This window comes from Streptomyces sp. MUSC 14, from assembly GCF_001866675.1.
GTDB lineage: Bacteria > Actinomycetota > Actinomycetes > Streptomycetales > Streptomycetaceae > Streptomyces.
Map to the genome: position 1 here is coordinate 1 of NZ_MLYN01000082.1, position 25577 is coordinate 25577.

The 25577-nt window shown below is 70.1% G+C and carries 24 protein-coding genes and 1 pseudogene; 12 read left to right on the forward strand and 13 right to left on the reverse strand.

What is annotated here, in order from left to right; translation table 11 throughout:
• Nucleotides 1–66 precede the first annotated feature (66 nt).
• The gene (locus tag BIV25_RS40670) at nt 67–615 is read right to left on the reverse strand and encodes a cysteine hydrolase family protein (RefSeq protein ID WP_071377601.1); all 549 of its coding nucleotides are present in this window, start codon (nt 613–615) and stop codon (nt 67–69) included.
• Between the two features lie 52 nt (nt 616–667).
• On the opposite strand from BIV25_RS40670, the gene BIV25_RS40675 reads away from it, so the two are divergent.
• Nucleotides 668–1228, forward strand: a complete 561-nt coding sequence (locus BIV25_RS40675) for a GNAT family N-acetyltransferase (protein WP_079177203.1) — start codon at nt 668–670, stop codon at nt 1226–1228.
• Here the strand turns inward: BIV25_RS40675 and BIV25_RS40680 are convergent.
• The 9 genes and pseudogenes from BIV25_RS40680 to BIV25_RS40720 all read right to left on the reverse strand — a co-directional run bounded on the left by BIV25_RS40680 (nt 1225) and on the right by BIV25_RS40720 (nt 12096).
• Nucleotides 1225–2709 (reverse strand): type IV secretory system conjugative DNA transfer family protein, encoded by a 1485-nt coding sequence (locus BIV25_RS40680; RefSeq protein ID WP_071377602.1) that lies wholly within the window; start codon nt 2707–2709, stop codon nt 1225–1227. The two genes, BIV25_RS40675 and BIV25_RS40680, sit on opposite strands and share 4 nt — an antisense overlap.
• A gap of 45 nt (nt 2710–2754) precedes the next feature.
• Nucleotides 2755–4167: an ATP-binding protein gene (locus BIV25_RS40685; RefSeq protein WP_071377603.1), complete on the reverse strand. Its 1413-nt coding sequence runs from the start codon at nt 4165–4167 to the stop codon at nt 2755–2757.
• Between the two features lie 14 nt (nt 4168–4181).
• On the reverse strand, nt 4182–5741 hold the full coding sequence (locus BIV25_RS40690) for an SCO6880 family protein (RefSeq protein ID WP_071377604.1): 1560 nt from the start codon (nt 5739–5741) through the stop codon (nt 4182–4184).
• Entirely contained in the window at nt 5738–7069 is a 1332-nt protein-coding gene (locus tag BIV25_RS40695; RefSeq protein ID WP_071377605.1) for a hypothetical protein, read from the reverse strand. Before BIV25_RS40695 ends, BIV25_RS40690 begins: the two co-directional genes overlap by 4 nt.
• On the reverse strand, nt 7059–7889 hold the full coding sequence (locus BIV25_RS40700) for a hypothetical protein (RefSeq protein ID WP_071377606.1): 831 nt from the start codon (nt 7887–7889) through the stop codon (nt 7059–7061). Before BIV25_RS40700 ends, BIV25_RS40695 begins: the two co-directional genes overlap by 11 nt.
• A gap of 161 nt (nt 7890–8050) precedes the next feature.
• Nucleotides 8051–8359 carry a hypothetical protein gene (locus tag BIV25_RS40705; protein WP_071377607.1) on the reverse strand — a complete coding sequence of 103 codons (309 nt, stop codon included), beginning with the start codon at nt 8357–8359 and terminating at the stop codon, nt 8051–8053.
• 360 nt (nt 8360–8719) lie between these two features.
• Nucleotides 8720–9563: pseudogene (locus BIV25_RS48500) on the reverse strand (hypothetical protein).
• A gap of 220 nt (nt 9564–9783) precedes the next feature.
• Nucleotides 9784–11160, reverse strand: coding sequence for a S53 family peptidase (locus BIV25_RS40715; RefSeq protein ID WP_071377609.1), 1377 nt, complete (start codon nt 11158–11160; stop codon nt 9784–9786).
• Nucleotides 11161–11436: 276 nt separating this feature from the next.
• Nucleotides 11437–12096 (reverse strand): TetR/AcrR family transcriptional regulator, encoded by a 660-nt coding sequence (locus BIV25_RS40720; RefSeq protein ID WP_071377610.1) that lies wholly within the window; start codon nt 12094–12096, stop codon nt 11437–11439.
• Between the two features lie 54 nt (nt 12097–12150).
• Between BIV25_RS40720 and BIV25_RS40725 the strand changes: the two genes are divergently transcribed.
• Both BIV25_RS40725 and BIV25_RS40730 read left to right on the forward strand, forming a co-directional pair.
• Nucleotides 12151–13050 carry an oxidoreductase gene (locus BIV25_RS40725; RefSeq protein WP_079177204.1) on the forward strand — a complete coding sequence of 300 codons (900 nt, stop codon included), beginning with the start codon at nt 12151–12153 and terminating at the stop codon, nt 13048–13050.
• A 74-nt stretch (nt 13051–13124) separates the two neighbouring features.
• Entirely contained in the window at nt 13125–13772 is a 648-nt protein-coding gene (locus tag BIV25_RS40730) for a hypothetical protein (RefSeq protein WP_071377612.1), read from the forward strand.
• Between the two features lie 7 nt (nt 13773–13779).
• On the opposite strand, the gene BIV25_RS40735 is transcribed toward BIV25_RS40730, so the two are convergent.
• Both BIV25_RS40735 and BIV25_RS40740 read right to left on the reverse strand, forming a co-directional pair.
• The gene (locus BIV25_RS40735) at nt 13780–14085 is read right to left on the reverse strand and encodes a DUF397 domain-containing protein (protein WP_071377613.1); all 306 of its coding nucleotides are present in this window, start codon (nt 14083–14085) and stop codon (nt 13780–13782) included.
• Between the two features lie 9 nt (nt 14086–14094).
• Complete coding sequence (locus BIV25_RS40740) at nt 14095–14514, reverse strand: DUF5753 domain-containing protein (RefSeq protein WP_071377614.1); 420 nt, start codon at nt 14512–14514, stop codon at nt 14095–14097.
• 48 nt (nt 14515–14562) lie between these two features.
• Here BIV25_RS40740 and BIV25_RS40745 point away from each other — a divergent pair, with 48 nt between their 5' ends.
• From BIV25_RS40745 to BIV25_RS40770, 6 genes are all read left to right on the forward strand, one after another.
• Nucleotides 14563–14934 (forward strand): ATP-binding protein, encoded by a 372-nt coding sequence (locus BIV25_RS40745; protein WP_256257126.1) that lies wholly within the window; start codon nt 14563–14565, stop codon nt 14932–14934.
• Between the two features lie 183 nt (nt 14935–15117).
• On the forward strand, nt 15118–15702 hold the full coding sequence (locus tag BIV25_RS40750; RefSeq protein ID WP_071377698.1) for a Uma2 family endonuclease: 585 nt from the start codon (nt 15118–15120) through the stop codon (nt 15700–15702).
• A gap of 87 nt (nt 15703–15789) precedes the next feature.
• Nucleotides 15790–16557, forward strand: coding sequence for a serine protease (locus BIV25_RS40755; protein WP_071377615.1), 768 nt, complete (start codon nt 15790–15792; stop codon nt 16555–16557).
• A 21-nt stretch (nt 16558–16578) separates the two neighbouring features.
• Nucleotides 16579–18294, forward strand: coding sequence for a serine/threonine-protein kinase (locus BIV25_RS40760; protein ID WP_071377699.1), 1716 nt, complete (start codon nt 16579–16581; stop codon nt 18292–18294).
• Between the two features lie 101 nt (nt 18295–18395).
• On the forward strand, nt 18396–19352 hold the full coding sequence (locus tag BIV25_RS40765) for a bifunctional lytic transglycosylase/C40 family peptidase (RefSeq protein ID WP_079177213.1): 957 nt from the start codon (nt 18396–18398) through the stop codon (nt 19350–19352).
• 218 nt (nt 19353–19570) lie between these two features.
• Nucleotides 19571–20278: a phosphatase PAP2 family protein gene (locus tag BIV25_RS40770; RefSeq protein ID WP_071377617.1), complete on the forward strand. Its 708-nt coding sequence runs from the start codon at nt 19571–19573 to the stop codon at nt 20276–20278.
• A 30-nt stretch (nt 20279–20308) separates the two neighbouring features.
• Here the strand turns inward: BIV25_RS40770 and BIV25_RS40775 are convergent, their stop codons facing one another.
• Nucleotides 20309–21865, reverse strand: coding sequence for an FAD-binding oxidoreductase (locus BIV25_RS40775; RefSeq protein WP_071377700.1), 1557 nt, complete (start codon nt 21863–21865; stop codon nt 20309–20311).
• A gap of 365 nt (nt 21866–22230) precedes the next feature.
• Here BIV25_RS40775 and pstS point away from each other — a divergent pair, with 365 nt between their 5' ends.
• The 3 genes from pstS to pstA all read left to right on the forward strand — a co-directional run bounded on the left by pstS (nt 22231) and on the right by pstA (nt 25558).
• A complete protein-coding gene (gene pstS / locus BIV25_RS40780) occupies nt 22231–23367 on the forward strand; it encodes a phosphate ABC transporter substrate-binding protein PstS (protein WP_071377618.1) in 1137 nt (378 codons plus the stop codon).
• Between the two features lie 125 nt (nt 23368–23492).
• Nucleotides 23493–24500: a phosphate ABC transporter permease subunit PstC gene (pstC, locus tag BIV25_RS40785; RefSeq protein WP_071377619.1), complete on the forward strand. Its 1008-nt coding sequence runs from the start codon at nt 23493–23495 to the stop codon at nt 24498–24500.
• A complete protein-coding gene (pstA, locus tag BIV25_RS40790; RefSeq protein ID WP_071377620.1) occupies nt 24497–25558 on the forward strand; it encodes a phosphate ABC transporter permease PstA in 1062 nt (353 codons plus the stop codon). The genes pstC and pstA overlap by 4 nt, the downstream gene beginning before the upstream one ends.
• Nucleotides 25559–25577 lie beyond the last annotated feature (19 nt).

The following is a 25577-nucleotide window of genomic DNA, read 5'->3' on the forward strand; positions in this document are numbered from 1 at the left end:
ACACCTTATGGTGTGGGCCTTTCTGCGTTTCTGGAGATATTCCGGAGATATGTGGCCCGAGGCCTGTCAGAAGGTCACTTCGGTTGTGGTCACCGTGCCGCCTGCGCGGCCGGGGGCGCTGTGCCACTTCCAGTAGAGGTTGGTGTGGGCGATGACCTGCTCCGGGGCGGGGGCGCCGTACTGGGAGAAGTCCTTCGTGGTGTGGGCGTCGGCGACCAGTGTCGCGTCGTAGCCACGGACGATGGCGCCGTGCAGGGTGGAGCGGATGCACGCGTCGGTCTGTGCGCCGGTGACGACGATCCGGCCCACCTTGCGCTCCGCCAGCACGGCCTCCAGCTCGGTGTCCTCGAAGGAGTCCATCCAGTTCTTGGCCACGAGGGGTTCGCTGTCCTGCGGGACCAGCTCCGTGACGTACTGCCAGCTCTCGCTGCCCTCCTTCAGCTCCTCGTCGGAGTGCTGCACCCAGATCACCGGAACGTCGGCCGCGCGGGCCTTGCCGACGAGGGCGTTGATGTTGGCGATGACGCCGTCGCGGCGAGGGGAGCCCGCCATCACGCCGTTCTGCACATCGATGACCAGCAGGGCGGTGTGCGGGCGTTCAGGGAGTGTTGTCATGGTGGCCACAATATGAGATGCCACTGACAGTGGGCCGAACTACGGTGACTCCATGAGCGGCAACCATGACTACGTCATCCGTGCGATACGACCCGACGACTGGCCCCTGGTGAAGCGGCTGCGGCTTGATGCGCTGCGGGATCCGATGGCGGGGCTCGCCTTTCTGGAGACGTACGAGGAGGCCGTGGCCAGGGCGGACGCCTTCTGGCAGGACCGGGCCGAGGGGTCGGGTGAGAAGTCCACCGCGGCCCGGCAGTTCGTGGCCGAGGCGGCTGACGGGGCGTGGGCCGGCTCGGTGACCGTGCTCATGGAGGAGGCCGGGACGAAGGACTGGGAAGGCAGTCTGGTCGAGTGTCGGCAGGGGCATGTCGTCGGGGTGTACGTCCGGCCCGAGCACCGGGGCAACGGGCTGATCAAGGCCCTGTTCGACGCCGGTGTGGCGTGGGCGTGGGAGCGGGGTGCCGAGCGGGTTCGGCTGCTGGTGCACGAGGAGAACACGCGGGCGCAGGGGGCGTACCGCAAGGTGGGGTTCGTGCCCAGCGGGGTGACGGTGCCCTTCGTCAAGGACGAGGAACAGGACGAGCTGGAGTTCGTGCTGGGACGGCCGTACTAGACCGGCAGTTCCTGGACCGGCAGCTCCTTGTGGGGCCAGCGGGAGCGGGCCTGTTCGCGGGAGCGGAGCAGGGCGAGGGTGGGCAGGCCCCGGTCGGGGCCGGTGGTGAGCAGGTCCGGGAGCTGGGGCAGGGGCGCGACGGCCGCGATGTCGTCCAGGACCAGGGTGAGTGGTGGGTCGAGCCGACCGGAGGATGACCGTTCGGCCATGCGCCGGCCACGCTCGACCACGCTTGAGGCGAGGGCCGTCAGAAGCGGCATCGCGCCGGGGTTGCTCCGGGGGTCCTCGATGGATTCACCGACCACATAAAGCGTGCCCCCTTCGTGGACAAAGGAATCCAAGGCGAGCGCATCAGTTCGGTTGGGAGTGCAGGCCTCGCGGATGTTGACCGTGAAGAGGGCGGCGAGGGCGCGGGTGATCAACTCCTGGGCGATGTCGCGGCGTTCGGGGTGCGCGGTGAGGGCGGCCTCAAGCTCGCCGGCTGCGCCGGCCGCGGCCTTGGGGTGGGTGCGGAGCGTGCGTACGGCGTCCTGGATCTGGGTGCCCTGGGCCCAGCGGTGGACGTGGCGGACGGTGCGGGATTCCAGGGCGGCGGCGTGGAGGTAGCTGCGCAGGAGGGTGGTCGCCGTGTCCGTGACCGTTTGGTCGATCCTGGCCGTGGGCTGGACCGGGGCGAGGAGCGCCGCCGCCCTGCTCAGGGCCGTCGGCTTGTCCTCGCAGCCGGCCGTGGGGGACCAGTGGAGGCGGGCCGGGGTGTCGCAGAGGTGCGCGGGGTCGTAGAGAAGGGTGGGGCCCAGTTTGGCCCTCGCGTCCTTGGTCTCCGTCCACAGGGCGGGGTCCGAGGTGACGACGAGGATGGGGCCTTCCGCTTCGCGTACGGCGTCGGCTGCGGCCGTACGGCGGGCCGCGGGGGGTGCGCAGAGCACCGCGCCTGCGGTGCGGCTGGGCAACGGTGCTTCAGGCACCGGCTCCTGCAAGGTTTCCGTCGGCTGTGGCTGGGGTTCCCTGCGTGGCTCGGGTACCTCGTGCACCTCGCGTCGTGGTTCTTCGCGTCGTGGTTCTTCGTGGCGTGGTTCTTCGCGGCGCGGTTCCTGCTGTCCTTCCGCCTTCCGCCTCGCCCTTCCCGCCCGCCATCTGGCCACCGTCCCCATGACGAACACCGTGGCGACGAACAGGACCATCAGCTGGCCGACGAACAGGCCCCAGAACAGGCCCCAGCCGGAGAGCTGGGACGCGGGGGTGGCGGGCCAGGCGCCGGGGACGTCGTGGGGCCGGCCGACGAGGTGGCGCATGGCCAGGGGGGTGCGCAGGAAGGTGACGCCCGAGGGCCAGGCGCCCTTGGTGAAGAGCGCGGCCAGGCCGGTGGCCGTCCACACCAGCAGGGTCATGCCGAGGAGGAACGCGAGGATGCCGATCAGGAGGCCGTCGGGGATGCCGCCCGTGCCCTCCCGCCGGTCGGTGCGGCGGTCGTCCGGTCTCACGCCTGTGCCCTTCCTCTACGCGCCTCTACGGCACCGTACGTGCCGCTACGCCACCGTCGACTCGGAGTCGCCCACGTGCTGTTCCACGAAGGCCGCCGCCCGCTGTTCGGCCTCCCGTTCTGCGGCGCGCAGCGCTTCGTCGGCGGCGAGGTCGCTGGAGGACTCGGTCATCGCGCGGTCGGTGAAGACCAGCGGGCGTTCCGTCTCGGTGACGAGGTGTTTGACCACCTGGACGTTGCCGTTGACGTCCCAGACCGCGATGCCGGGCGTAAGGGTGGGGATGATCTCCACCGCCCAGCGGGGCAGGCCGAGGACGCGGCCCGTCGCCCTCGCCTCGTCGGCCTTCTGGGCGTAGATCGTCCTCGTCGACGCCATCTTCAGGATCGCGGCCGCTTCCTTCGCCGCCGCTCCGTCGACCACGTCGGACAGGTGGTGGACCACGGCGACGAAAGAGAGACCCAGACGTCGGCCGAACTTCAGCAGGCGTTGGAAGAGTTGGGCCACGAACGGGCTGTTGATGATGTGCCAGGCCTCCTCGACCAGGAAGATGCGCTTCTTCCGGTCGGGGCGGATCCAGGTGTGTTCCAGCCACACGCCGACGATCGCCATGAGGATGGGCATGGCGATGGAGTTGCGGTCGATGTGGGACAGGTCGAAGACGATGAGGGGTGCGTCGAGGTCGATGCCGACCGTGGTCGGGCCGTCGAACATGCCGCGCAGGTCGCCGTCGACCAGGCGGTCCAGCACCAGGGCGACGTCGAGGCCCCAGGCGCGTACGTCGTCTATGGCGACGTTCATCGCCTCGGCCGACTCCGGCTCGGGGTGCCGTAGCTGCTCCACGATGTCGGTGAGGACCGGCTGGCGGTCCACGATCGACTCGTTGACGTAGGAGTGCGCGACCTTCAGGGCGAAGCCGGAGCGTTCGTCCAGGCCGTGGCCCATCGCGACCTCGATGATCGTGCGGAGCAGGGCCAGCTGGCCCGTCGTCGTGATCGAGGGGTCCAGCGGATTCAGGCGGATTCCGTGGTCCAGGGCCGCCGTCGGGTCGAGTCGGATGGGGGTTATCCCCAGCTCTTCCGCGATGAGGTTCCATTCGCCGACGCCGTCCTCGCCCTGGGCGTCCAGGACGACGACCTGGCGGTCCTTGAAGCGCAGCTGCCGCAGGACGTAGGTCTTCTCCAGGGCCGACTTGCCGTTGCCGGACTCGCCGAGGACGAGCCAGTGGGGGGCCGGGAGTTGCTGGCCGTAGAGCTGGAAGGGGTCGTAGATGTAGCCCTTCCCGGAGTAGACCTCGCGGCCGATGATGACGCCGGAGTCGCCGAGGCCGGGGGCGGCCGTGGGCAGGTAGACGGCCTGGGCCTGGCCCGTGGAGGTGCGGACCGGCAGACGGGTCGTCTCGACCTTTCCGAAGAGGAAGGACGTGAAGGCGTCGGTGAGGACGGACAGCGGATCCCGCATCGGTGAATCAGCCCCTACCGTCGGATGCCGGTGGCGAAGGGAAGTGTGTTCACGAAGGCGCGGTGGTGCTCTCGGTCGCACCACTCCAGCTTGAGGTACGACTTGCCGGCGGAGGCCCTTATCGTGCGCTTGTCGCGGGCGAGGGAGTCGGGGGTGCGGGCGGAGACGGTGATGTAGCCGACCAGGTTGACGCCGGCGGCGCCGCTGGCGAGGTCCTCGCCGCGCTGGTCGAGGCGGTTGTGGGCGGCGATGTCCCGGGGGTCGACGGTCCGGTTCATCTTGGCGGCGCGGGACGCCTCGGCCTCGTCGTTGGTCTTCTCGGTCAGCATGCGTTCGATGGCGATCTCGGTGGGTTCGAGGTCCATCGTGACGGCGACGGTGCGGATGACGTCGGGGGTGTGGACGAGGAGGGGGGCGAGGAAGTTCACGCCCACCGGGGTCATCGGCCACTCCTTCACCCAGGCGGTGGCGTGGCACCAGGGGGCGCGGGTGTTGGACTCGCGTGTCTTGGCCTGGAGGTAGGTGGGCTCCATTGCGTCCAGCTCGGCCGGCCAGGCGTTGCGCTGGGTCATCGCCTGGATGTGGTCGATGGGGTGGTCCGGGTCGTACATGGAGTGGATGAGGGAGGCCAGCCGGCCCTGACCGAGCGGCTGGCGGACGCGGATGTCGGCCTCCTGGAGGCGCGAGCAGATGTCGGTCAGCTCGCGGGCCATGACGACGGCGAGCCCGGCGTCGCGGTCGAGCTTGCGGCCGGACTGTGGGCGGGCGGCCTTGGCCATGGCCTGGGCCTCGGCGGCCAGTTCGCGGGTGAAGTGCATGCAGGCGACGAGGTAGGCGCGGTGCTGCTCGCTGCTGGTGGACACCATGGACTGGAGCTGGTCGTAGGAGCGGGAGAGCCAGTCCGGGGCGCGGTCGTCGCCGCGCAGGGCGACGTCCTTGGCGTGGGCGTCGGGGTCGGCGGGGAGGGTGCGGGCGAGCATCTGCAGCCGGGTCACGAAGCCGTCGCCGTTGGCGACGTGCTTGAGCAGGGTGCCGAAGCGGTCGACCAGGGCCTCCTGGTCCTCCGAGTCGCGCAGGCCGACGCCGGGGCCCTCGATCTCGATGGCGGCGGTGACGGTCTTGCGGTCGGCGTGCAGCAGTACGGCGATCTCGTCGGGGCCGAAGGGCGCGGCGAGCCAGGTGATCCGCCCGATGCCGGGGGGCGGGCCGACCTCCACCTCGCGTCCGCCGATGGTGGTGCCGGCCTCCATGGCGGTGGAGCGGTAGACGGCGCCGTTCTTGACGGTGCGCTTGTAACTGCGGTTGATCTCGAACCACTTGTAGAGCGTGCGGCGCTTGTACGGCACGTAGACCACGGCGAGCGCGATCAGCGGGAAGCCCGTGAGCAGCACGATCCGCAGGGAGAGGACCGGGACGAGGAGGCCGCACATCATGCCGAGGAACGCGCCCGTGATGATCAGCGCGATCTCGCCGGACTCACGGTTCTTGCCGACGATCGCGTTCGGCCGGGCGCGGCCGATGAGATACGTACGGCGGGGCGTGACCGGATGGGACAGGTGGGACTCGGTCGTCAACGCCCTTCACCTCCTGAACGGTTGTTGCGGGCGTTGCTGGCGTGCGGGGTGCTGGCCGGGCTGGGTGCGCGGGGCGCGGGCGTGGCGGAGGGGACCGCCCCGCCGCCTCCGGAGGGGGTACGGCTGCTGTGCGCGGCGACGCCGCCGGTGGCGGGGTTGGCCGGGCGGGGGGTGCTGCTGCTGGTGCCGCCCGCGCCGCCGTTGTTATCGGCGCGGGAGCTGTGGGTCTTGATGCCCTGGGCGACGAGGGTGGCGGGGGAGCTGATGACGGCGGCGGCCTTGCTCTCGGCGCCCTGCATGATGCGGTTGTTGCGGCCGTTCGCGATCTCGTCGCCGAAGCCGGGGACGAAGCGGTAGATCATCGCGCTGGCGAAGATGGCGAGCAGGATGATGGCGAGGCCGGAGACGACGGCGGAGAAGGAGTCGGGGCCGTTGCCGGAGGACAGGGCGCCGGCGAGTCCGAGGACGATCACGATCACCGGTTTGACGAGGATGACCGCGATCATGATGCCTGCCCAGCGCCGGACGTGCCCCCACAGGTTCTTGTCGACCAGTCCGGCGTAGACGACGGTGCCGAGGAGGGCACCGACGTAGAGGAGGGCGGCGCGGATGACGAGCTCCAGCCAGAGGACGCCGGCGGCGAGGATGCTGACCAGGGAGACGACGATCAGCATGATCGGTCCGCCGCCGATGTCGGTGCCTTTGCCGAGGGCGCCGGAGAAGGTGCCGAAGAAGACGTCGGCCTGGTTGCCGGTGGTCTTCGCGAGGACGGCGCTGACGCCGTCGGTCGCGGAGACGACGGTGTAGAGGATCAGGGGGGTGAAGGCGGAGGCGAGGACGGTGAGCCAGAGGAAGCCGATGGCCTCGGAGATGGCGGTGGTCAGCGCGACGCCGCGGACGGCGCGCTTGGCGACGGCCAGGAGCCACAGCAGGAGCGTGAGGATCGTGGAGGCGGCGAAGACGACGGCGTACTGCTGAAGGAACTTCTCGTTGGTGAAGTCGACGTTCGCGGTGCTCTTCACGGCCTTGCTGAGCTTGTCGATGGTCCAGGAGGCGGCTTCGGCACAGCCCTTGGCGAGGGAGGAGAGGGGGTCCTGGGTGGAGGTGTCAGGGGTGACGGCACCACCGGGTCCGCTGGAGGTGTTGCCGCGTTCGCAGTATTTCTTGGCTTCGCCGGAGATGACACCGCAGTTGTACTTGCCCGACGGCGAGGGCGACGGTGTGGGCGAAGGTGCGGCGACGGCGCGCGTGGCCAGCAGCACTGCCGTGGTCTGCACGGCTGCCACGATTCCGGCGAGTTTCAGCGCACGTTGCGGGCTACCGGGCATACGTGAACCCTCCGTACTGTTCGATGGCCTTGCTGATCTCGTCGGAGGTGGCGGCCTTGTCGTCACCGGGGACCGGGGCCGGGCCGTCCTTCTGGCTGTCGGAGGCGATCTTCCAGTCGCCGCCGGTCCATTGCAGGTCGAACGTCCAGGTCTTCCAGGACGAGGTGACAGGATCGGTCGATGAGCTGCCGGCCATGCCGATGAGTCCCACGTACCAGATCGCGACCCGGGCGCCGTTGTCCGTGTAGTTCAGCACCGTCGCGCCGGCCGGGACGACCCGGGAGACGAACGTGTTGCCCTGGGGTGGGTTGCCCGCCGCGTCGAGGCCCATCTTGGCGAGGAAGTCGGCGGAGTAGGCCTGGTCCATCGCGTTCTGGAGCCGGTCGACCGCCTGGGAGGTGTAGAGCAGGCTGAGCAGTCTGTGGCGGCTGTCCTTGTTGAACATGCCTGTCGAGCCCAGCGCCACAGCGTAGTTCGAGGCCGCCGACTGCGCGCCCTGCTCGGTGTGGGCGAATCCAGTGGGGACACCACTGGACTTGGTCTGCACCGGTTCCGTTCCGCTGGCCGCCGTCGGAGACGTCGCCGGTTTGCCGCCCTTTCCGGAGGTGCTGTCGGCCGACGAATGATCCCCCCGGTTGGCGAATGCGATCGCTGCGATCAGCAGGACGACCACGCCCACCACGGTCACCAGGCTGCGGGAGGAGGAGCGGGTGGGGCGGCGGGGGGCGCCGCCGTAGGGGTCGTTCTCGGGGAGGCGGGTGCGGGTTTGGCCCGTGGGGCCGTCGTAGTCGGGGTAGGACCCTTCGTCTCCGGGACTCATGCCGTGTACGCCCCCTCACCCTCGTAGACATACGACGGTAGCCGTGCTGGTTCCCGCGCGGGCGCGGTGTGGTGACTCGACATCAGGGAGACGCAACCTCAGCCGGTGGGCACGACGGACGGGTGGAGACGGCGGGGACGGAGCGGCGGCGGGTCGTGGGGCTAGACCGCCATGCCGTACACGATCGTGAACAGGGTGCCGAGGGAGCCGATGATGAAGACTCCGGTGAGGCCGGCGATGATGAGGCCCTTGCCCTGTTCCGCGCTGAAGGTGTCGCGCAGGGCCGTGGCGCCGATGCGCTGTTTGGCCGCGCCCCAGACCGCGATGCCGAGGCACAGGAGGATGGCCACCGCCATCACCACCTCGATCATCACCTTCGCCTCGTTGCCCAGGCTGCCGAAGGGGCCCCAGTCCGGAGCGATCCCGCCGATGATGGTGTTGATGTCACCCTTGCTGGCCGCGAGAAGCATGTAAGTCACCGCCCCTGGTGGGTAGTTCCGTTGGCCCCCTGCGGGGTGCAGAGGTCAGGCCTCATTGTCGCCGACAACGGCGCCGACGTATGTCGACTTGACGTCATTGACTGGCGGGTTTCGTACACATCGCGCGTACGGTCACTCTGTGTATCACGGCAGGTCACCCCGGGCAACGAGGTCAGAGCGGAACCTGTCGTGTGGTTCTGTCGTTGTCCCTCTTCACGACCTGGCACGGTTTCTGACGGCCGGTCGGGTGAGGCTTCGGGACGATGTTCTCATGAGGGACGGGCGGGAAATGGCCAAGGTCCCGGCGGCCGGGTGCCGTCGGGACCTGTGACGTGCGAAGTGGCGGTGCGGTCAGCCGGTGAAGGCGGCCGTGCCCTCGGGGGTGCCCCAGCCGGTCGGGCCACAGGTAGCTGGGGGAGCAGGAGCCGTTGTGCCGCTGGTGACGTCGTTCAGTGCGGAGGTACCGGCCGCGGTGTACGGGTACTGGGCCGGGTAGCTGCCGCTGGACGGGGTGCCGGCGAGGGCGTAGACCGAGGCGGTGATCGGCGAGGAGGCGCTGGTGCCGCCGAAGGTGTACCAGCCGGCGGTCACGCCGTAGGAGTCGTGGACGGAGACGCCGGTCGCCGGGTCGGCCACGGCGGCCACGTCCGAGATGGTGCGCTTGGTGCAGCCGGTGTCGGTCTGCCGGGTGGGCTTGGCGCCGTGGGCGGAGCTGCCGGAGCCCGTGCCTTCCGTGCTGCCGGTCTTCCAGACGGACTCCGTCCAGCCGCGGGAGGCGGAGGAGGACTCCGACAGGGCGGTGCCGCCGGCCGCGGTCACGTACTTGGACGCGGCGGGGTACTCGGCGCCGTAGGCGCTGTCACCGGCGGAGACGGTGATGGCGACCCAGCCGCTGTCGGCGGAGGGCAGCGAGGTGGTGGAGCCGCTCTGGCCGACCTTCTTGAAGCAGCCGTTGTCGGTGGTGCAGGACGGCAGGCCGTAGTGCGAGCGGTACGTCGCGAGGCCGGCGGCCGCGTTCGGGTCGTCGTAGGCGTCGACGATCGCGATGGTCTCGCCGGAGCCGTTCGGCGGCGGAGGTGAGGCCGCAGGCCGACTGGAGGTCGGAGGGGCCGTAACCGGAGGGGGCGGAGGCGAGTGCGGCGGTGGCCGCGAAGGCGGTGCCGAGGCGGCGCCACCGTCTGTCGGTCGTACGCATGCGAGCAGCTCCTGGTCTCCGGGTGGGGGAACAGGGCTGTGTGGGTGCGTGCGGCGGTGCGGGGGGCGCCAACTCGTAGGAACTGCAAGGGAGTCGGACAGGGAAAACGGGCCGCGGCCGGCTGCCGTGACCCGCTTTCCTTTCCGTGCCGCCGAAGGGACCCCACGTCCCCCTCAACTGGCGGCTCCCCGTGACCCGACGGGGTGGATCCTTGCGGAGGTCAGCCGGCGCTGAAGGCGCTGGTGCCCTCGGGGGTGCCCCAGCCGGTCGGACCGTCGTAGCCGGTTCCGGCGGTGCAGAAGTAGTCCGTGTCGCAGGTGCCGTTGCTGCCGCTCGTCACGTCGTTGAGAGCGGAGGTGCCGGCCGCGTTGTACGGGTACTGGGCCGGGTAGTCGCTGCTGCCCGGGGTGCCGGCGAGGGCGTAGACCGAGGCGATGATCGGCGAGGAGGCGCTGGTGCCGCCGTAGGTGTTCCAGCCGGTGCCGTCGGAGCCGTAGGAGTCGTAGACGGAGACGCCGGTGGCCGGGTCGGCGACGGCGGACACGTCGGCGATCATGCGGTTGGCGCAGCCGCTGTCGGTCTGCCAGCTGGGCTTGGGGTCGTACGCGGAGCAGCCGGAGCCGGTGCCCTCGGTGCTGGAGGTGTTCCAGACGCTCTCGGTCCAGCCGCGGCTGTTGGAGGCGGTCTTGAGGGCGGTGCCGCCGACGGCGGTCACGTACTGCGAGCCGGCCGGGTACTCGGCGCCGTAGGCCTGGTCGCCCGCGCTGGCGGTGATGGCCACGCCCGGGTGGTTGTAGTACTTGGAGTCGTACGACGTGTCGGAGGACGACTCCGCGCCGCCGTAGCTGTTGGAGACGAACTTGGCGCCGAGCTTGACGGCCTCGTTCACCGCGGTGCCGAGGTTGGCGTCGGACGCCGACTTGGCCTCGACGAGCAGGATGTTGCAGTTCGGGCAGGTCGCGCTGACCATGTCGAGGTCGAGGGACTCCTCACCTGCCCAGCCGCTGTCGGCGGAGGGGAGGGAGGTGGTGGAGCCGGTCTGGCCGACCTTCTTGAAGCAGCCGTTGTCGGTGGTGCAGTCCGACAGGCCGTACTGCGACCGGTAGGTCGCGAGGTCGGCCTCGGCGTTCGGGTCGTCGTAGGCGTCGACGATGGCGACGGTCTCGCCCGAGCCGTTCGAGGCGGCGGCGGAGGTCAGGCCGTAGGCCGACTGGATGTCCGAGGGGCCGTAACCGGTCGGGGAGCCGGACGCGGCGTTCGGCGAGACGGTCTTCGGCGCGATGCCCTTGAGGGCGGCCTGCTTCTCCATGAAGGCGGTGGTGCCGCCGGTGACACGGAGCGCGTCGCAGGCGGCGAAGCCCTTCTTCGGGGTCGCGGCGCAGGCCTTCTCGTAGCGCACGTGGGCCTTGGCGACCTGCGTGGCGACGGCCTGGGCGCTCACCTTGGTGCCCGCCGTGTGGGTGGCGGCGGTGGCGGCGCTCGCGTGGGCCGCGGTGCCGAAACCGGCGAGGGCGAGCGCGGCGGTGGCCGCTGCCGCGGTGCCGAGGCGGCGCCATCTACCGCGTATGTGTGGGGAGTCGGGGGTGGACGTACGCAAGGTACAGCCTCCTGCTAGTGGGTGACAGAGGCCTGCGGGTGTGGGGGTCCACCGGTGGGTGACCGGTGGGGGCGGCGGCCCAGGCTCGACCCTTGCTTGTTGAGTACGCGACAACAAGACGGGTCTTGGAATTCTGACTTCCGCGTTACTGAAGTCGGGGGGGAGGCTTACTGATCAATGGCTGTGTGCTGGCTCTGTGCTGGGTGTGGCTTGACCTGGGGCACAGGGCGGGCGCAGGGCGCGGCTACGCGCGTAACGGGGTGCGGCGGGCGCGTGTTACCGCGGCCGGAGCCCGTTCAGCAGCAGACGGACGTGTTCGCCCAGGCCGCTCAGGGCCTCCTCGGCGTCGAGCGCGCAGCTGGTGATGAGGGAGGCCAGGCCGTGCATGCTCGCGGCGGCGACCATGGTGATCCGCTCGGGGTCGCCCGCGACGATCTCCCCTCGCTCCTGGGCGTCCGCGGTCATCCGGGTGAGGAAGCCGAGGGAGTGGTCGACGGCCGCGGCGAGCAGGTCGGCGCTGTCGGAGGTGCCGGAGCCGGCGGGGCCTTCGGGGGCGTGCTTGCGGGCGAACATCAGCTCCAGCAGCTCGGGGTTCTCGACGGCGAAGCCGAGGTAGGCGCGGGCGAGGGCCGTCAGCCTCCCCTCCAGGTCGAGGCCGGGGCTCTCGGCGGCGGTGTCCAGTGCCCGGTTCAGCCGCTCGTACCCGTCCAGTGCGAGGGCGTCGAGCAGGGCCTGCTTGTCCTTGAAGTGCCGGCCGGGGGCGGCGTGGCTGACGCCGGCGGCCCGGGCCAGCTCGCGCAGCGAGAGCGCGCCGACGCCCTTCTCGCGCAGGGTGCGCTCGGCGCTCTTGAGCAGGGCGGCGCGCAGGTCTCCGTGGTGGTAGGGGCGGGCGGAGGGGGACGGCGAGGAAGAGGACAGGCGCGGCATGGGCACCATCGTATCGGGATGTTGTCGTTGACAGCTTTGTTGTCGATGCCTACATTCGAGGGCATGACTACTGTGAAGTGGAACGTGACCGACCTCCCTGACCTCGGCGGCCGTACGGCCGTGATCACCGGTGCCAACAGCGGCCTCGGCCTCGTGACCGCCCAGGCGCTCGCCGGGGCCGGGGCGCACGTGGTGTTCGCCGTACGGGACCTCCAGCGCGGCGGCGCCGCCGCGGCGCGGGTGGGCGGCAGTACGGAGGTGCGCCGGCTGGATCTGGCCGACCTGGACTCGGTGCGCGAGTTCGCGGCCGGGTGGGACCGCCCGCTGGACCTGCTGATCAACAACGCGGGCGTGATGATGCTGCCCGAGCAGCGCACCGCGCAGGGCTTCGAGATGCAGTTCGGCACGAACCACCTCGGGCACTTCGCGCTGACCAACCTGCTGCTGCCGTATGTGACGGACCGCGTGGTGACGGTCTCCTCCGGCCTGCACCGCGGGGGCGACGGGGTGATCCACTTCGAGGACGTGAACCTGCGCGGCCGCTACACCCCGACCCGCGCCTACGCCCAGTCCAAGCTCGCGAACCTCCTGTTCACCCTGGAACTCCAGCGCCGCCTCACCGAGGCCGGCTCCCCGGTCCGCGCCCTGTCCGCCCACCCCGGCTACGCCGCCACCAACCTGCAGAGCCACCACAAGAACCCCCTGATGAGGGGCGCCATGTCGATCGGGAACAAGCTGTTCGCGCAGAGCGACCGGGCCGGCGCCCTGCCCACGTTGTTCGCCGCGAGCCAGGACCTGCCCGGCGCGGCGTACGTGGGCCCCGACGGCCTCGGTGAGATGCGCGGCGCCCCGACCCTGGTCGGCCGCAGCGCGGCGGCGAGCGATCCGGCGGCGGCGCGGCGGCTGTGGACGCTGTCGGAGGAGATGACGGGGGTGGGGTGGGAGCTGAAGCCGGTGAGCTGAGGGTTCATGGGCTCAGCGGGGATGAGTACGGCGACTCATGCCGCGGCGCGGCGCCCCGTCGCACGCTTTCGTGTATGACACAGGAACGTCACCGCACCGCACCGCACCGGAAGTTCGCCGCCGTGTCGGCCGTCGTGCCGACCCTGGCCGGGGCTGCCGCTTGCGGCCGACTGTGGACCGGGGAGCCGTATCCCGTCGCGGATCCGGTGGCGACGGCGACGCGGGAGGACGGTTATACGCAGGCTGTGTACGACGCTCTGGACCTGCCTGACGCGGAACTGGACGATCCGCAGGCCGACGGTCCGGAAGCTGATGGCTCCAACTGCCAGTACCGGGGGCTGAGCCACCTGGACGAGGAGCTGAGCGACTCCCCCGGGAACCCGCCCGGTGTGGTCGGGGTGAGCGACGGGTGGATGCTGCGGGGGGTCTCGCGCGCGCAGGCGGTCTCCTCGATGCAGCGCGCCGGCGCGGAACTGACGCGGAGGGGTTGGAAGGTCGCCGGTTTCGAGAACTCCCGCTCCTGGCTCCGGCTGGTCTTGCGCCCCGCGGGCGGCGAGGGCACCGTGCCGACGACCGTGTCCGTGGAGGCGTACCCCGGCGGCCGCCTGCAGGTCGCCGCCTACGCGGAATGCGCCCGCTATCCCTCGGGCACGCGGATGGACGAACGGGGCGATCCGATCATGCCGTCTCAGGTGGCGCCGGTGCGGCTGCGCGGGCGGTGACAGGACCTCAGCGCGTGGCCGCGAAATGATCGAACTCGCCTGCCTGGACGCCGAGTACGAAGGCGTTCCACTTGTGGCGGGTGGTCGTGACGACGGTGTCCGTGGAGCGGAGGTGTAAGGGGGCGTCGTCGGTGGCCTGGGGCGCCGGCTTCTTCTTGAGGGCGGCTATGAGGGTGCCGAAGGCGGCCGGGGTGGTGGTGAGGACCGCTCCGGTGGGGTCGGCGGATTCGGTGAGGTGGATGGTGTTGGGGCTGGCGGCGATGTGTATGCAGGACTCGCCTTCGCCGCAGTACGACGACTTCTGCCAGATCATGCTTGCCTCTCAGAGGGACTGGACGATGTTGTGAATGAGGGATCGTGATTGCAGCTCGATGAGGCTGAGGGTCGTCAGACGGTCGAGCACCTTGCGGTACTTGTCGAGTTGGGCCTCGGCGTCCAGCAGGGTGATGCCGTGCGATTGGTCGAGCTGGACGGTGTCGAGCTGAGGCACGGGCCCGTGGACGTAGTAGGTGGGCTGGCCCGCTCCGGGGTAGCCACCGGCGTCGAACGGGATGACGTGGAGCGAGATGTCGGGGTACTCGCTCACCTTGAGCAGGTGCGTGAGCTGCTGCTTGGCCACGTCCCGCCCGCCGAACCCCATATGCAGGGCGGCCTCGTGGATGATCGCCTGATACGGCACCTGTTCTCCGCCCCGGAACAGGACTGCCTGGCGCTTGATGCGGAACGAGGCGCGGTGCTCCACCTCGGGCGGTGACGGTTACGGCACGACCTGGCGGAACACCTCCCGGGAGTGGTCCAGCGTCTGGAGGAGTCCGCCGCGCACGACCTCTCCCCGCTCACCCCCACCGCCGAAGTCGTCGCCGCCGAGCTGCTCGCCGACGCGCAGGTGCACACCGACGGTCCCTACGCCCTCCGGCTCCTCGGCAGGGAGTCGGGCCGGCTGACGGTGGCCGTCTGGGACACCGACCCCAGGGTCCCGCCCTGCTTCGCCGCCGACGGCGCGCCCGAGCTCGTAGTGGACGACGACGCGGAAAGCGGGCGCGGCCTGCACCTCGTGCGTGCCTGTGCCGACTCCTGGGGCGTCTCCGTGCTGCGGGAGTTGGGTGCGTCGAGGGGCGGGAAGCTGCTGTGGGCGGACTGTCAGAGCCGTCCCTTACTGTAATTGCGCATGATCGGAACGTGAGAAGGCCTGCTCATGGCGATGGTGAGTGTGCATGACGCGGAGGCGCTGCAGGGGGCTGCCCAGTACCGTGGGTACGACGCCGAGCGGGACGTCGGACCTCCCACCGAACCCGCTCGCGCGGCCGAAGACGCCAGCGAGGCGGAAGGACGGAGGCAGCGAGCCATGTCCGTGTCGTCCGGAACGTGGAACGGCCCCCGTCCCCGGCCGGGGAACCTGCGCGAGGTCGCGGAGAAGATCGAGGAAGCGACGGGTCTGCGGGTGCAGATCGTGGGAGGAAAGCTCGTGACGTCCCCGACTCCGCGTGGCAAGCACGCGGGTGTGGTGTGGTTGCTCCGTCGGCAGATCGATGGGCTGCTACCCGAATCGTTGGCGGCTTTCGAGGTCTCCTCGATCGCCATGCCGGGAGACCCCGACGACTACGTGACCCCCGGCCTGATCGTCCTGCCCAGGGAGTGGATGGACGACGACGAGTGGCTGGCCGACCCTCAGGACACGGCGCTGGCCGTCGAAGTCATCTCCCAGTCGGAGAAATCCCGCGGCCTCCGCGACAAAGCCGACTGGTACGCCGTCGCGCGCGTCCCCGTGCTGCTCGTCATCGACCCGCGCAAAGCCACCTGGATCCTGCACACCCGGCCTGAGAACGGCGCCTACCAGGACGTACTACCGGGTAAGTTCGGGGAGCCGGTGCCGTTGCCCGAGCCGCTGCGCGGCGATGTCGCGACGGGTGACTTCCCCGTCTACGGGTGAGGCTCTGGGCCCAACCGGAGGTTTCACAGGAAAATCTCAGTTAAGTCTCAGCGGGATTCTCACGATCGCGGGGCAGAGTGGAGGCTGATGAAGCGCATCTCACGCATCACGCTCACCTCGCGCCCCGCACTGCTCGGCGCGGTGGTGATGCTCGCCCTGACCTCGGCGTCCGTGGCGGCCGCGGATGAGGCGTCGGGGCCCCTCGGGGTCACCGCCGACGCCTCGGTGAACCGGCACACCGCACGGATCGGGGTGCTCGTCGGCGCGGATCACGCCGATGATCTCAAGGGCGGCCACTACTGCACGGCCTCGGTCGTGCACAGCCCCGGGGGCGACCTCATCGCCACGGCGGCACACTGCGTGAGCAGCGCCGACAACGACCTGCTCTTCGTGCCCGGCTACCGGGACGGACACGCACCGTACGGGGTGTGGAAGGTGGGCAGGCGTTACCTGCCCGACGGGTGGTCCAAGGACCAGGACGAGGACAGCGACCTCGCCCTCGTCACCGTCGAGAACGGGAACGGCCGACGCCTGGAGGACGTGGTCGGGGCCAATCGCTTCACGTCCGGTACGGCCACCGGAGCCACCGCCGTGACCGTCGTCGGCTACCCGGACTCCCGCGAGGTGCCGATCAGCTGCACCAACAAGGCGACCCCGCACAGCAAGACCCAGCAGCGCATCGACTGTCCCTCCTTCACCGCCGGCACCAGCGGCAGCCCCTGGGTCAACGGCGACAACCAGGTCGTCGGCATCCTCGGCGGCCACGAACAGGGCGGTTCTACCGACGACGTGTCGTACAGCGTGGTCCTGGGGAGCGAGGCGGCGGAGCTCTACAAGGACGCCACGGCTGGTTGATCTTCATGGCAGGGTGTGTCCGTGGACGCACTCAGGCCTCAGGATCCGTCGCGGACAGGCATGCACACGCTGCTCGCCCGGCTCGGGGCGGGCGGGATGGGGCAGGTCTACCTCGGGCGCTCGCCCGGCGGGCGACTGGTCGCGATCAAGGTGATCAGGGACGAGATCACCGAGCATCCCGAGGCCCTGGCCCGCTTCCGGCGCGAGGTGGAGACGGCGCGGGCGGTGCGCAGCGCGTACACGGCGAACCTGATCGACACCTCGCTGGACGCGGCGCCCTACTGGCTGGCCACGGAGTACGTCACCGGCCCCACCCTCGCCCAGGCGGTCGCCGAGCGGGGACCGCTGCCGGCCGAGACCTGCCGCAGCCTCTTCGCCGCCCTCGCCGAGGGCCTCGCGCCGGTCCATGAGCAGGGGGTGACGCACCGGGACCTGAAGCCGCAGAACGTGATCCTCTCGGCGCAGGGGCCCCAGCTCATCGACTTCGGTATTGCCCGCGCGGCGGACCAGACAGCCCTCACCGACGCCGGTTTCGCGCCCGGCACGCCCGGATTCACCGCCCCCGAGGTGCTGATGCGCAACCAGGTCGGCCCGTCGGCCGACGTGTTCGCCCTCGGCGCCACCCTCGCCCACGCGGCGACCGGCCGTGCCCCCTTCGGTTCGGGCGACCCCAACGGCGTCAACTACCGCGCTGTTCACGAGCCCGTCGACCTGGCGGGCGTCGAACCGGAACTGGCCGCCCTGATCGAGGCCTGCGCGGCCAAGGATCCCGCGGCCCGGCCCGGGCTCGCGGAGGTGATCGCCCGCTGCGGGGTGCGCTCCGCGCTCGTGGAGGACCCCTTCTACGCCGGGCTCGCCCCCCTGGCACAACCGGTCCCGCAGACGCCGCCGGCCCCGGTGCGGCAGCCCACCACTCCACCGGTGGCTCCGCCGACGGGGGTGCACGAGCTGCCGACGACGGGGCCCGCGTACGGCGGCCGCGGCCCCGCCTACACGCCTACCCAGCTGACCCGCCCGGGCGGCCGCCCGAGCAGGCGGTGGATGGGGGCCGTGGCGGTGGGACTCGTGGTGGGCATCGGTGTGGCCACGGCGGTGGTGCTCACCCAGCAGAGCGACGGCAAGGACGACGGCAAGAGCACCGTGGAGGGCGGCAAGGCCTCCGGCCCGAAGGCGTCGGCGTCGGCGTCCGGCGCGCCTGCCTACGCGGGGGACGACATCGACCGCCAGTACTGGAAGTCGTCGACGGCACAGTGCCAACTGCCGGACGCGGAGCGGGCGGTCGAAGGCTTCGAGACCTCCGTGTCCGACCCCGACGACCCCAGCAGGAGCGGCTTGCGTCCGGTGTTCGGCCACAAGGTGCAGATCGGGTTCTGGAACAAGCTCTACACCGAGACCACCGGGGGATCCGGGGCCCGCACCCCGTACTACGTGACCGTCAGCGTCAAACCGCCGCACAGCATCGACCCCACCACTGGCAAACCCCCTGTCGGGGCGCTCACGCAGAGCGCGACGCTGGGTTACACCAGCAAGCCCGTCGACCTCAACAGCGGCGACCCGTCCGCCTGGAAGTACCTCACCTACCCGGCCGACTTCCGCAACTGGTCGCCGGACGGGAAGAAGACCTGGCCCGCCATCCCGCTCGTCAACGACCCCGGCGACTGGACCGTGCAGTGGTTCCACATCCGCACGCCCAGCGACTACACCAGCATCATGTGCCAGGGCTTCACCGTGAAATGACGCCACATCACGCAAAAAGAGCCTTGAACCGCGCGGACATGGGGGAAAGTTGAACCGTGCGGAAGGTATGGGTGTTCGGTGGGGCGGCCGTCGGGCTCGGCATGAGCTTCGTCGCGCTGCTCGTGGTCGGGGTCTACGTCGTCGCCGGGAACCTCGCGGGAGGGGTGGCCTCGGCAGGCCGGGCGCTGGCCAAGGGCGCCGTACCAGCCGCGTACCAGGGGCTCGTGCAGAAGTGGGGCAACCTGTGCCCGCAGCTCACCCCGGCGCTGCTCGCCGCCCAGCTGTACCAGGAGAGCGGCTGGAATCCGACCATCGTCAGCCCGGCGAACGCACAGGGCATCGCGCAGTTCATCCCCGGCACGTGGGCCATCTACGGCATCGACGGCGACGGCGACGGCAAGCGGGACGTCTGGGACCCGGGCGACGCGATCCCTTCGGCGGCGTCGTACGACTGCCAGCTGGCCAAGGACGTGAAGAACGTGCCGGGCGACGTCTCCGACAACATGCTCGCGGCCTACAACGCCGGTGCGTACCGGGTGATAAAGGCCGGCGGGGTGCCGGCCATCAGCGAGACGCAGGACTACGTCAAGCGCATCCGCAGCCTGTCGCAGAGCTTCGCCGCCCCCGTCACCCGTATCGACCCCAGCCAACAAGCCGCCGAAGCCATCACGTTCGCGCAGAGCAAGCTCGGGACGCCGTATCTGTGGGGTGGGGAGGGGACCGCCGAGCAGGGTGGGCGGTTCGACTGTTCGGGGCTGACGCAGGCCGCGTACGCCAAGGTCGGGATCACCTTGCCGCGCGTCGCCAACGATCAGTACAACGCCGGGCCGCATCCGTCGCGGGATCAACTGCTCCCGGGTGACCTGGTGTTCTTCTCCACCGATCCCAGTGACTCGCGGGCCATCCATCACGTGGGGATCTACGTCGGCGGCGGGTACATGATCGACGCACCGCGGACGGGTGCGGTGATCCGGTTCGATCCCATCGACACGCGTGACTACTTCGGCGCCACCCGTGTCACCGCGGATGGCGCAAAAGCGCTCCCCACGGCGGTGTGAAACGGAGCGTGAACCCACCCCCTGAGCTGCGAAGACGAGTCTCTCTTCGATAACGTCTGCGTGATCTTTCAGTGGAGAGTGGAACGTATTGGGGAGGGCTGTGCGTTCCTGTTGACGTAGCCGAGCGGACGAGCAGCGGAAGCGGATCTACGCACCACGGGGGGCAGGAGCGGCGCACATGAGGTGCGTCCGGTAGACGACGAAGGGGCCACAGCACCATGGCTGTACTCGCCGAATCCGGATCGAACCCCGACGTCGGCCTGCTCTACGACATCAACGGCCTGGCCAAGGACGCTCCGCGCTGGTTCGACCGGGCGATGGCGTTCGTCGGGGAGTACGGGCTGCTGCTCGCCATGGTGCTGCTGGTGCTGTGGTGCTGGTGGTCAGTGCGGCGCCGGGGCGGGGAGGACGCCGTGTCGTCCGTCGCCGCACTGGTGTGGGCGCCGCTCGCCGCCGGCCTCGCCGTACTCGTCAACATCCCCATCCGGGGGTTCGTGGGACGGCCCCGGCCCTTCGTCGATCACCAGGGGCTCGACGTCCTCGTCCCCGGCAAGACCGACTTCTCCTTCGTCAGCGACCACGCCACCATCACCATGGCCCTCGGCGTCGGGCTGTTCGTCGCCAACCGCCGCTTCGGCGTCGCGGGGATCGGGCTCGCGCTGCTGGAAGGCTTCTGCCGGGTGTACATGGGTGTGCACTATCCGACGGACGTCGTCGGCGGCTTCGCCCTCGGCACGGCCGTCGCCCTGCTGCTGTCCCCGGCGGCCATGGCGCTGCTCACCCCGCTGACGCGCGCGGTGGAGCGGTCGCCGCGCGCGGGGTGGATCGTGCGGAGCCGGGCCGCGCGGGGGTGCGGGCAGGACCGCGCGCTGGTGCCGGGCGCCCGCCCGTCCCTGGAGAACGAGGAGCGGGATCTGGCGGCCTAGTGGCCGGATCCGGATCCCGCTCGGGCTTCGTCAGACGCCCTGCGCGTAGGAGAAGAAGCGCTGCGGGTCGTAGCTCTGCTTCACCTTGACCAGGCGGCTCGCCGCGTCCCCGTAGTAGGCCTTGCGCCAGTTGCTCAGGGTCGGGTCCGTGTAGTTCTGGTACGCGGCGCCCGAGGCGTACGGCTGCATGGCGCCGTGCGCCGACGTCAGCCAGGACTGGGCCGCGCTGCCGGAGGCGCCCGCGCCCCAGGACGCGATGTACTGCGCCAGCATGCGCGAGCGGCGGTGGACGAAGGCCGTCGCCGTGGGGCTGACGCGGTTGACCGCGCCGCCGAGGGCCGTGAAGGCGATGCTGCCCGCGCCGCCCCGGACCGAGGCGATCTGCCGCAGCACCGTCTGGATGCCCGCCGCGGACAGGGAGCGGTCGAAGAAGTCGGAGCGGGCCGCGTACGTCTCCCGGCCGAGGGCACCCTGCGGGGAGCGGCCCGGGGTCGAGCCCGGCAGGTGGCACTGGGCGTCGGAGGAGAAGGAGGTGCAGCCGGCGTAGGCCTCCATCGCCTCCTCGTAGCCCTTGCGGCGCAGGGTGACCGAGGAGGCGTTCGCGCCGGCCAGGTGGGCGAGGCGGTCCACGGCGTTCTGGAGCTCGCCGTACGTTCCCATCGAGAAGCAGGCCACCGAGATGCTCGGCGTGCGGCCCGGGGAGCACTCCAGGTGGAGGGAGGACCAGATCTCGTCGGGCTGGGTCGGGCCCCACTCCTGCCAGGCCTTCAGGACCGCCGCCGCCTTCGACCACGGCCAGGTCATGTACGCCGTGACCGCCTGCGGCGCCGCGTGGGTCCTGAACTGGAGCTCGGTGACGACACCGAAGTTGCCGTTGCCCGCGCCGCGCAGCGCCCAGAAGAGGTCGGAGTGGGACGACGCGTTCGCCGTGACCTGGGTGCCGTCCGCCGTGATCACGGTCGCCTGGGTGAGGTTGTCGCAGGTCAGGCCGTAGGCGCGGGAGGCCACGCCGTGGCCGCCGCCGAGCACCAGGCCGGAGACGCCGACCGAGGGGCAGGAGCCCGCGGGTATGGTCACGCCCTTGGCCGCGAGCGCCCGGTAGACGTCGATCAGCTTGGAGCCGGCGCCGACGACCGCCTGGCCGCCGCTGACCCGGATGCGGTTCAGCTTCGACACGTCGAGGATGAGGCGGCCCGTGCCCGAGGAGTAGCCGGCGTAGGAGTGCCCGCCGTTGCGTATGGAGACCCGGATGCCGTGTGAGTGGGCGTAGGCGAGGGTGGTGCGTATGTCGTCGGCGTGTGCGACGTAGGCGACGGCGGCGGGCTCCAGGGTGTCGAAGCGCGTGTTGTAGAGCTGGTGCGCCGTCTTCCAGGCCGCGTCGCCGGGGCGGACCAGGGTGCCGTCCAGGTCGTGGGCGAGGGCCGTCCAGTTCGCGGCGGCGCTCTGGCTGGTGGTCATCAGCGCCGTGCGCGACGATGAACTCGTGTTTCCCGCGGTTGCGGTCGTACCCGAGCCCGTGCTGCACCCGGTCAGTGCGGTCGCGGTCAGTGCGGCCGCGCCGCCCGCGATGAACGTACGGCGTTCCATGCCCATCGTCGTCTCTTGCCTTTCCCCAGTCCCCCCGGACCCCCTTGGTCCTTCCCGGTGTGAGACGGCATGCCGGACGGGAAAGTTCGTAACAGTTCGCACACAGGGAATCGAACGCCGAAGACGCGTGGGTGTAACCCTGCCGTCGGGACCGGCGCGTGCTCTCCCCGTAAGCATTCCGTGACCTAACCAGGCCGATGGCAGGGGTTCACCCCGCGTTCACTTCGGGCCATCGGCGGCTTCACCTGTTCTGCCTAATTTCGGCCGTACCCGATGCGGAGTGCGGCCATGGATGCGCTGAGCTTCCGCGTCTCACACCCTCGCACGCCGCCGTCCGCGGCGGCTCCTGGAAGGAACTCCCGAAAGTGATGCTTCAGCGCAAGAACCGGCTCCGCGCCATCTCCCTCGGCGCGATCGCCGTCTCCGGCGCCCTGGCCCTGACGGCGTGCGGCTCCGACAACACCGGTGGCGGTTCGAACGCGTCGGGCAACCCGTCGTCGTCCACCAACACCTCCGCGATCAAGTGTGACGGCGCCAAGGGCCAGCTGCTGTCGGACGGCTCTTCCGCGCAGAAGAACGCGATCGACGCCTGGGTGAAGAACTTCTCCCAGGCCTGTGGCGTGCAGATCAACTACAAGGCCGGCGGCTCCGGCGCCGGTGTCACCGCGTTCACCCAGGGCCAGATCCCGTGGGCCGGCTCGGACTCCGCGCTGAAGCCCGAGGAGGTCACCGCCTCCAAGAAGGTCTGCTCCAGCGGCGGCCAGGGCATCGACCTCCCGATGGTCGGCGGCGCCATCGCCATCGGTTACAACCTGAACGGCGTGGACAACCTCGTCCTCGACGCCCCGACCCTCGCCCAGATCTTCGACGGCAAGATCAAGAACTGGAACGACCCGGCGATCGCGAAGCTGAACCCGAAGGCGAAGCTCCCCGACCTGAAGATCCAGGCCTTCCACCGCTCGGACGACTCCGGCACCACGGACAACTTCACCAAGTACCTGAAGGCCGCCTCCCCGGAGAACTGGAAGTACTCGGGCGGCAAGACCTGGCAGGCCTCCGGCGGTCAGTCCGCCGCCCAGTCCTCCGGTGTGGCCCAGCAGGTCAAGCAGACCAACGGCGCCATCGGCTACTTCGAGCTCTCCTACGTCGGTGACGGCATCAAGGCCGCCAGCATCGCCACGGGTGCCGCCCAGCCGGTCGCCCCGAGCACCGACAGCGCCACCAAGGCCATCGCCGCCGCCAAGGTCGTCGGCACCGGCCAGGACCTGGCCCTGAAGCTCGACTACAACACCAAGGCCGACGGCGCCTACCCGATCACCCTGGTGACGTACGAGATCGCCTGCGACAAGGGCAACAAGGCCGACACCCTGCCCACCGTCAAGTCCTTCCTCAACTACATCGCGTCCGAGGACGGCCAGAAGATCCTCAGCGGCATCGCCTACGCGCCGATGCCCGACGAGATCATCGGCAAGGTTCGCACCACCATCGCGGGCCTGAGCTGACCTGATCCGAGAGTGCGGCCCGGTTTCTCCCGCCTCCCCGCGGGACCGGGCCGCACCGTCCGGTGCACCGCCGCCACGAGCCACGCACCCCACCGGGTGCGCGGCTCCGCAGACCGGAGAACCCGATGGACATATCGACCAAGACAACTGACGCATCTCCCCCCGCCCCCCAGCCGGCCACGACCGGCCAGAAGAGCAAGCCGCGCGGCGCGAACCGCGCCGGTGACCGCATCTTCCTCGGCCTGTCCCGCGGCTCGGGCATCCTGCTGCTGGTGATCATGGCCGCGATCGCGGTCTTCCTCACCTACCGCGCGTCCCTCGCGATCAGCAAGGACCACGGGAACTTCCTGACCACCTTCGAGTGGAACACCAACCTCATCCCGCCGTCGTTCGGCATCGCCGTCCTGGCCTTCGGCACCGTGGTCTCCTCGGTGATCGCCATGGCCCTGGCCGTGCCGGTGGCGGTCGCGATCGCGCTGTTCCTCACCCACTACGCCCCGCGCAGGCTGAGCGGTCCCGTCGCCTACGTGATCGACCTGCTCGCCGCCGTGCCGTCCATCGTCTACGGCCTGTGGGGCGCCCTGATCCTCGTACCGCACATGAACGGCCTGTTCGGCTGGCTCAACGACTACCTCGGCTGGACCGGGATCTTCTCCTGGCAGGGCGGCGCCCCCCGTTCGATGCTCACCGTCGGCATCCTGCTCGCGATCATGATCCTGCCGATCATCACCAACGTGAGCCGCGAGGTCTTCCGCCAGGTCCCGCAGATGCACGAGGAAGCAGCGCTCGCCCTCGGCGCCACGCGCTGGGAAGTGATCCGCATGGCGGTCCTCCCCTTCGGCCGCTCCGGCGTGATCTCGGCTTCCATGCTCGGCCTCGGCCGCGCCCTCGGCGAGACGATGGCCGTCGCCACCGTGCTCTCGCCGACGTTCGACATCCAGTCCAGCCTGCTCGACCCGGGCGGCGGCACCTTCGCCCAGAACATCGCCAGCAAGTTCGGCGAGGCCACGCAGGACGGCCGTGACGCGCTCATCGCCTCCGGCCTCGTCCTGTTCGTCATCACCCTGCTGGTCAACGGCGCGGCCCGCGCGATCATCGCCCGCCGCAAGGAGTACTCGGGGGCCAACGCATGAGCACCGCAGCCGTCACCGACAAGCTGCCCCACAGCCTGCGCAGCGCACGTCTGCCGAAGTGGTCGCCCTGGGCGATCGCCGCCGGCTCCGTCGTGGTCGCCGTGGGCATCGGCGCGGGCGCGGGGATGAGCAACAAGGTCGAGTGGGGCCTGATCGCCGCACTGCTGTTCCTCTTCGCCACGTTCGCCATCGCGACCAAGGTCGAGGGCAAGCGGCAGGCCAAGGACCGCATCGCCACCTCCCTGGTCTGGGTGGCCTTCCTGCTCGCCGTCATCCCGCTGGTCTCGCTGATCTGGACCACCGTCAAGCGCGGTGTGAAGGTCCTCGACCCCTACTTCCTGACGCACTCCATGGGCGTCGTCGCCGACTCCGAGCCGGGCGGCGGTATCTACCACGCCATCATCGGCAGCCTGGAGCAGGTCGGTCTCGCCACCCTGATCGGCGCCCCGATCGGTGTGCTCACCGCCGTCTACCTGGTGGAGTACGGCCGTGGCGGTCTGGCCAAGGCGGTCACCTTCTTCGTCGACGTGATGACCGGTATCCCGTCGATCGTCGCGGGTCTGTTCATCCTCAGCCTGATGCTGATGTTCGACATGCAGCCCTTCGGCTTCGCCGGCTCGCTGGCCCTGGCCATCCTGATGATGCCGGTCGTGGTCCGCTCGACGGAGGAGATGCTCAAGCTCGTACCCAACGAGCTGCGCGAGGCGTCCCTGGCGCTCGGCGTGCCCAAGTGGCGCACCATCCTGAAGGTGGTCCTGCCGACCTCGATCGGCGGCATCACCACGGGCATCATGCTGGCGATCGCCCGTATCGCGGGCGAGACGGCGCCGATCCTGCTGCTGGTGTGGGGCAACTCCTTCATCAACAACAACCCGTTCTCGGGTGCCCAGCAGGCGCTGCCGCTGTACATCTACCAGCAGTACGCGAACAGCTCCGGTTCGACCGCGGCCTACGACCGCGCCTGGGCGGCTTCGCTCACGCTGATCGCCTTCGTGATGATCCTCAACCTGGTGGCCCGCGGCATCGCCCGCTGGAAGGCCCCGAAGACCGGTCGCTGACCCCCAGACCTGGAAGTAG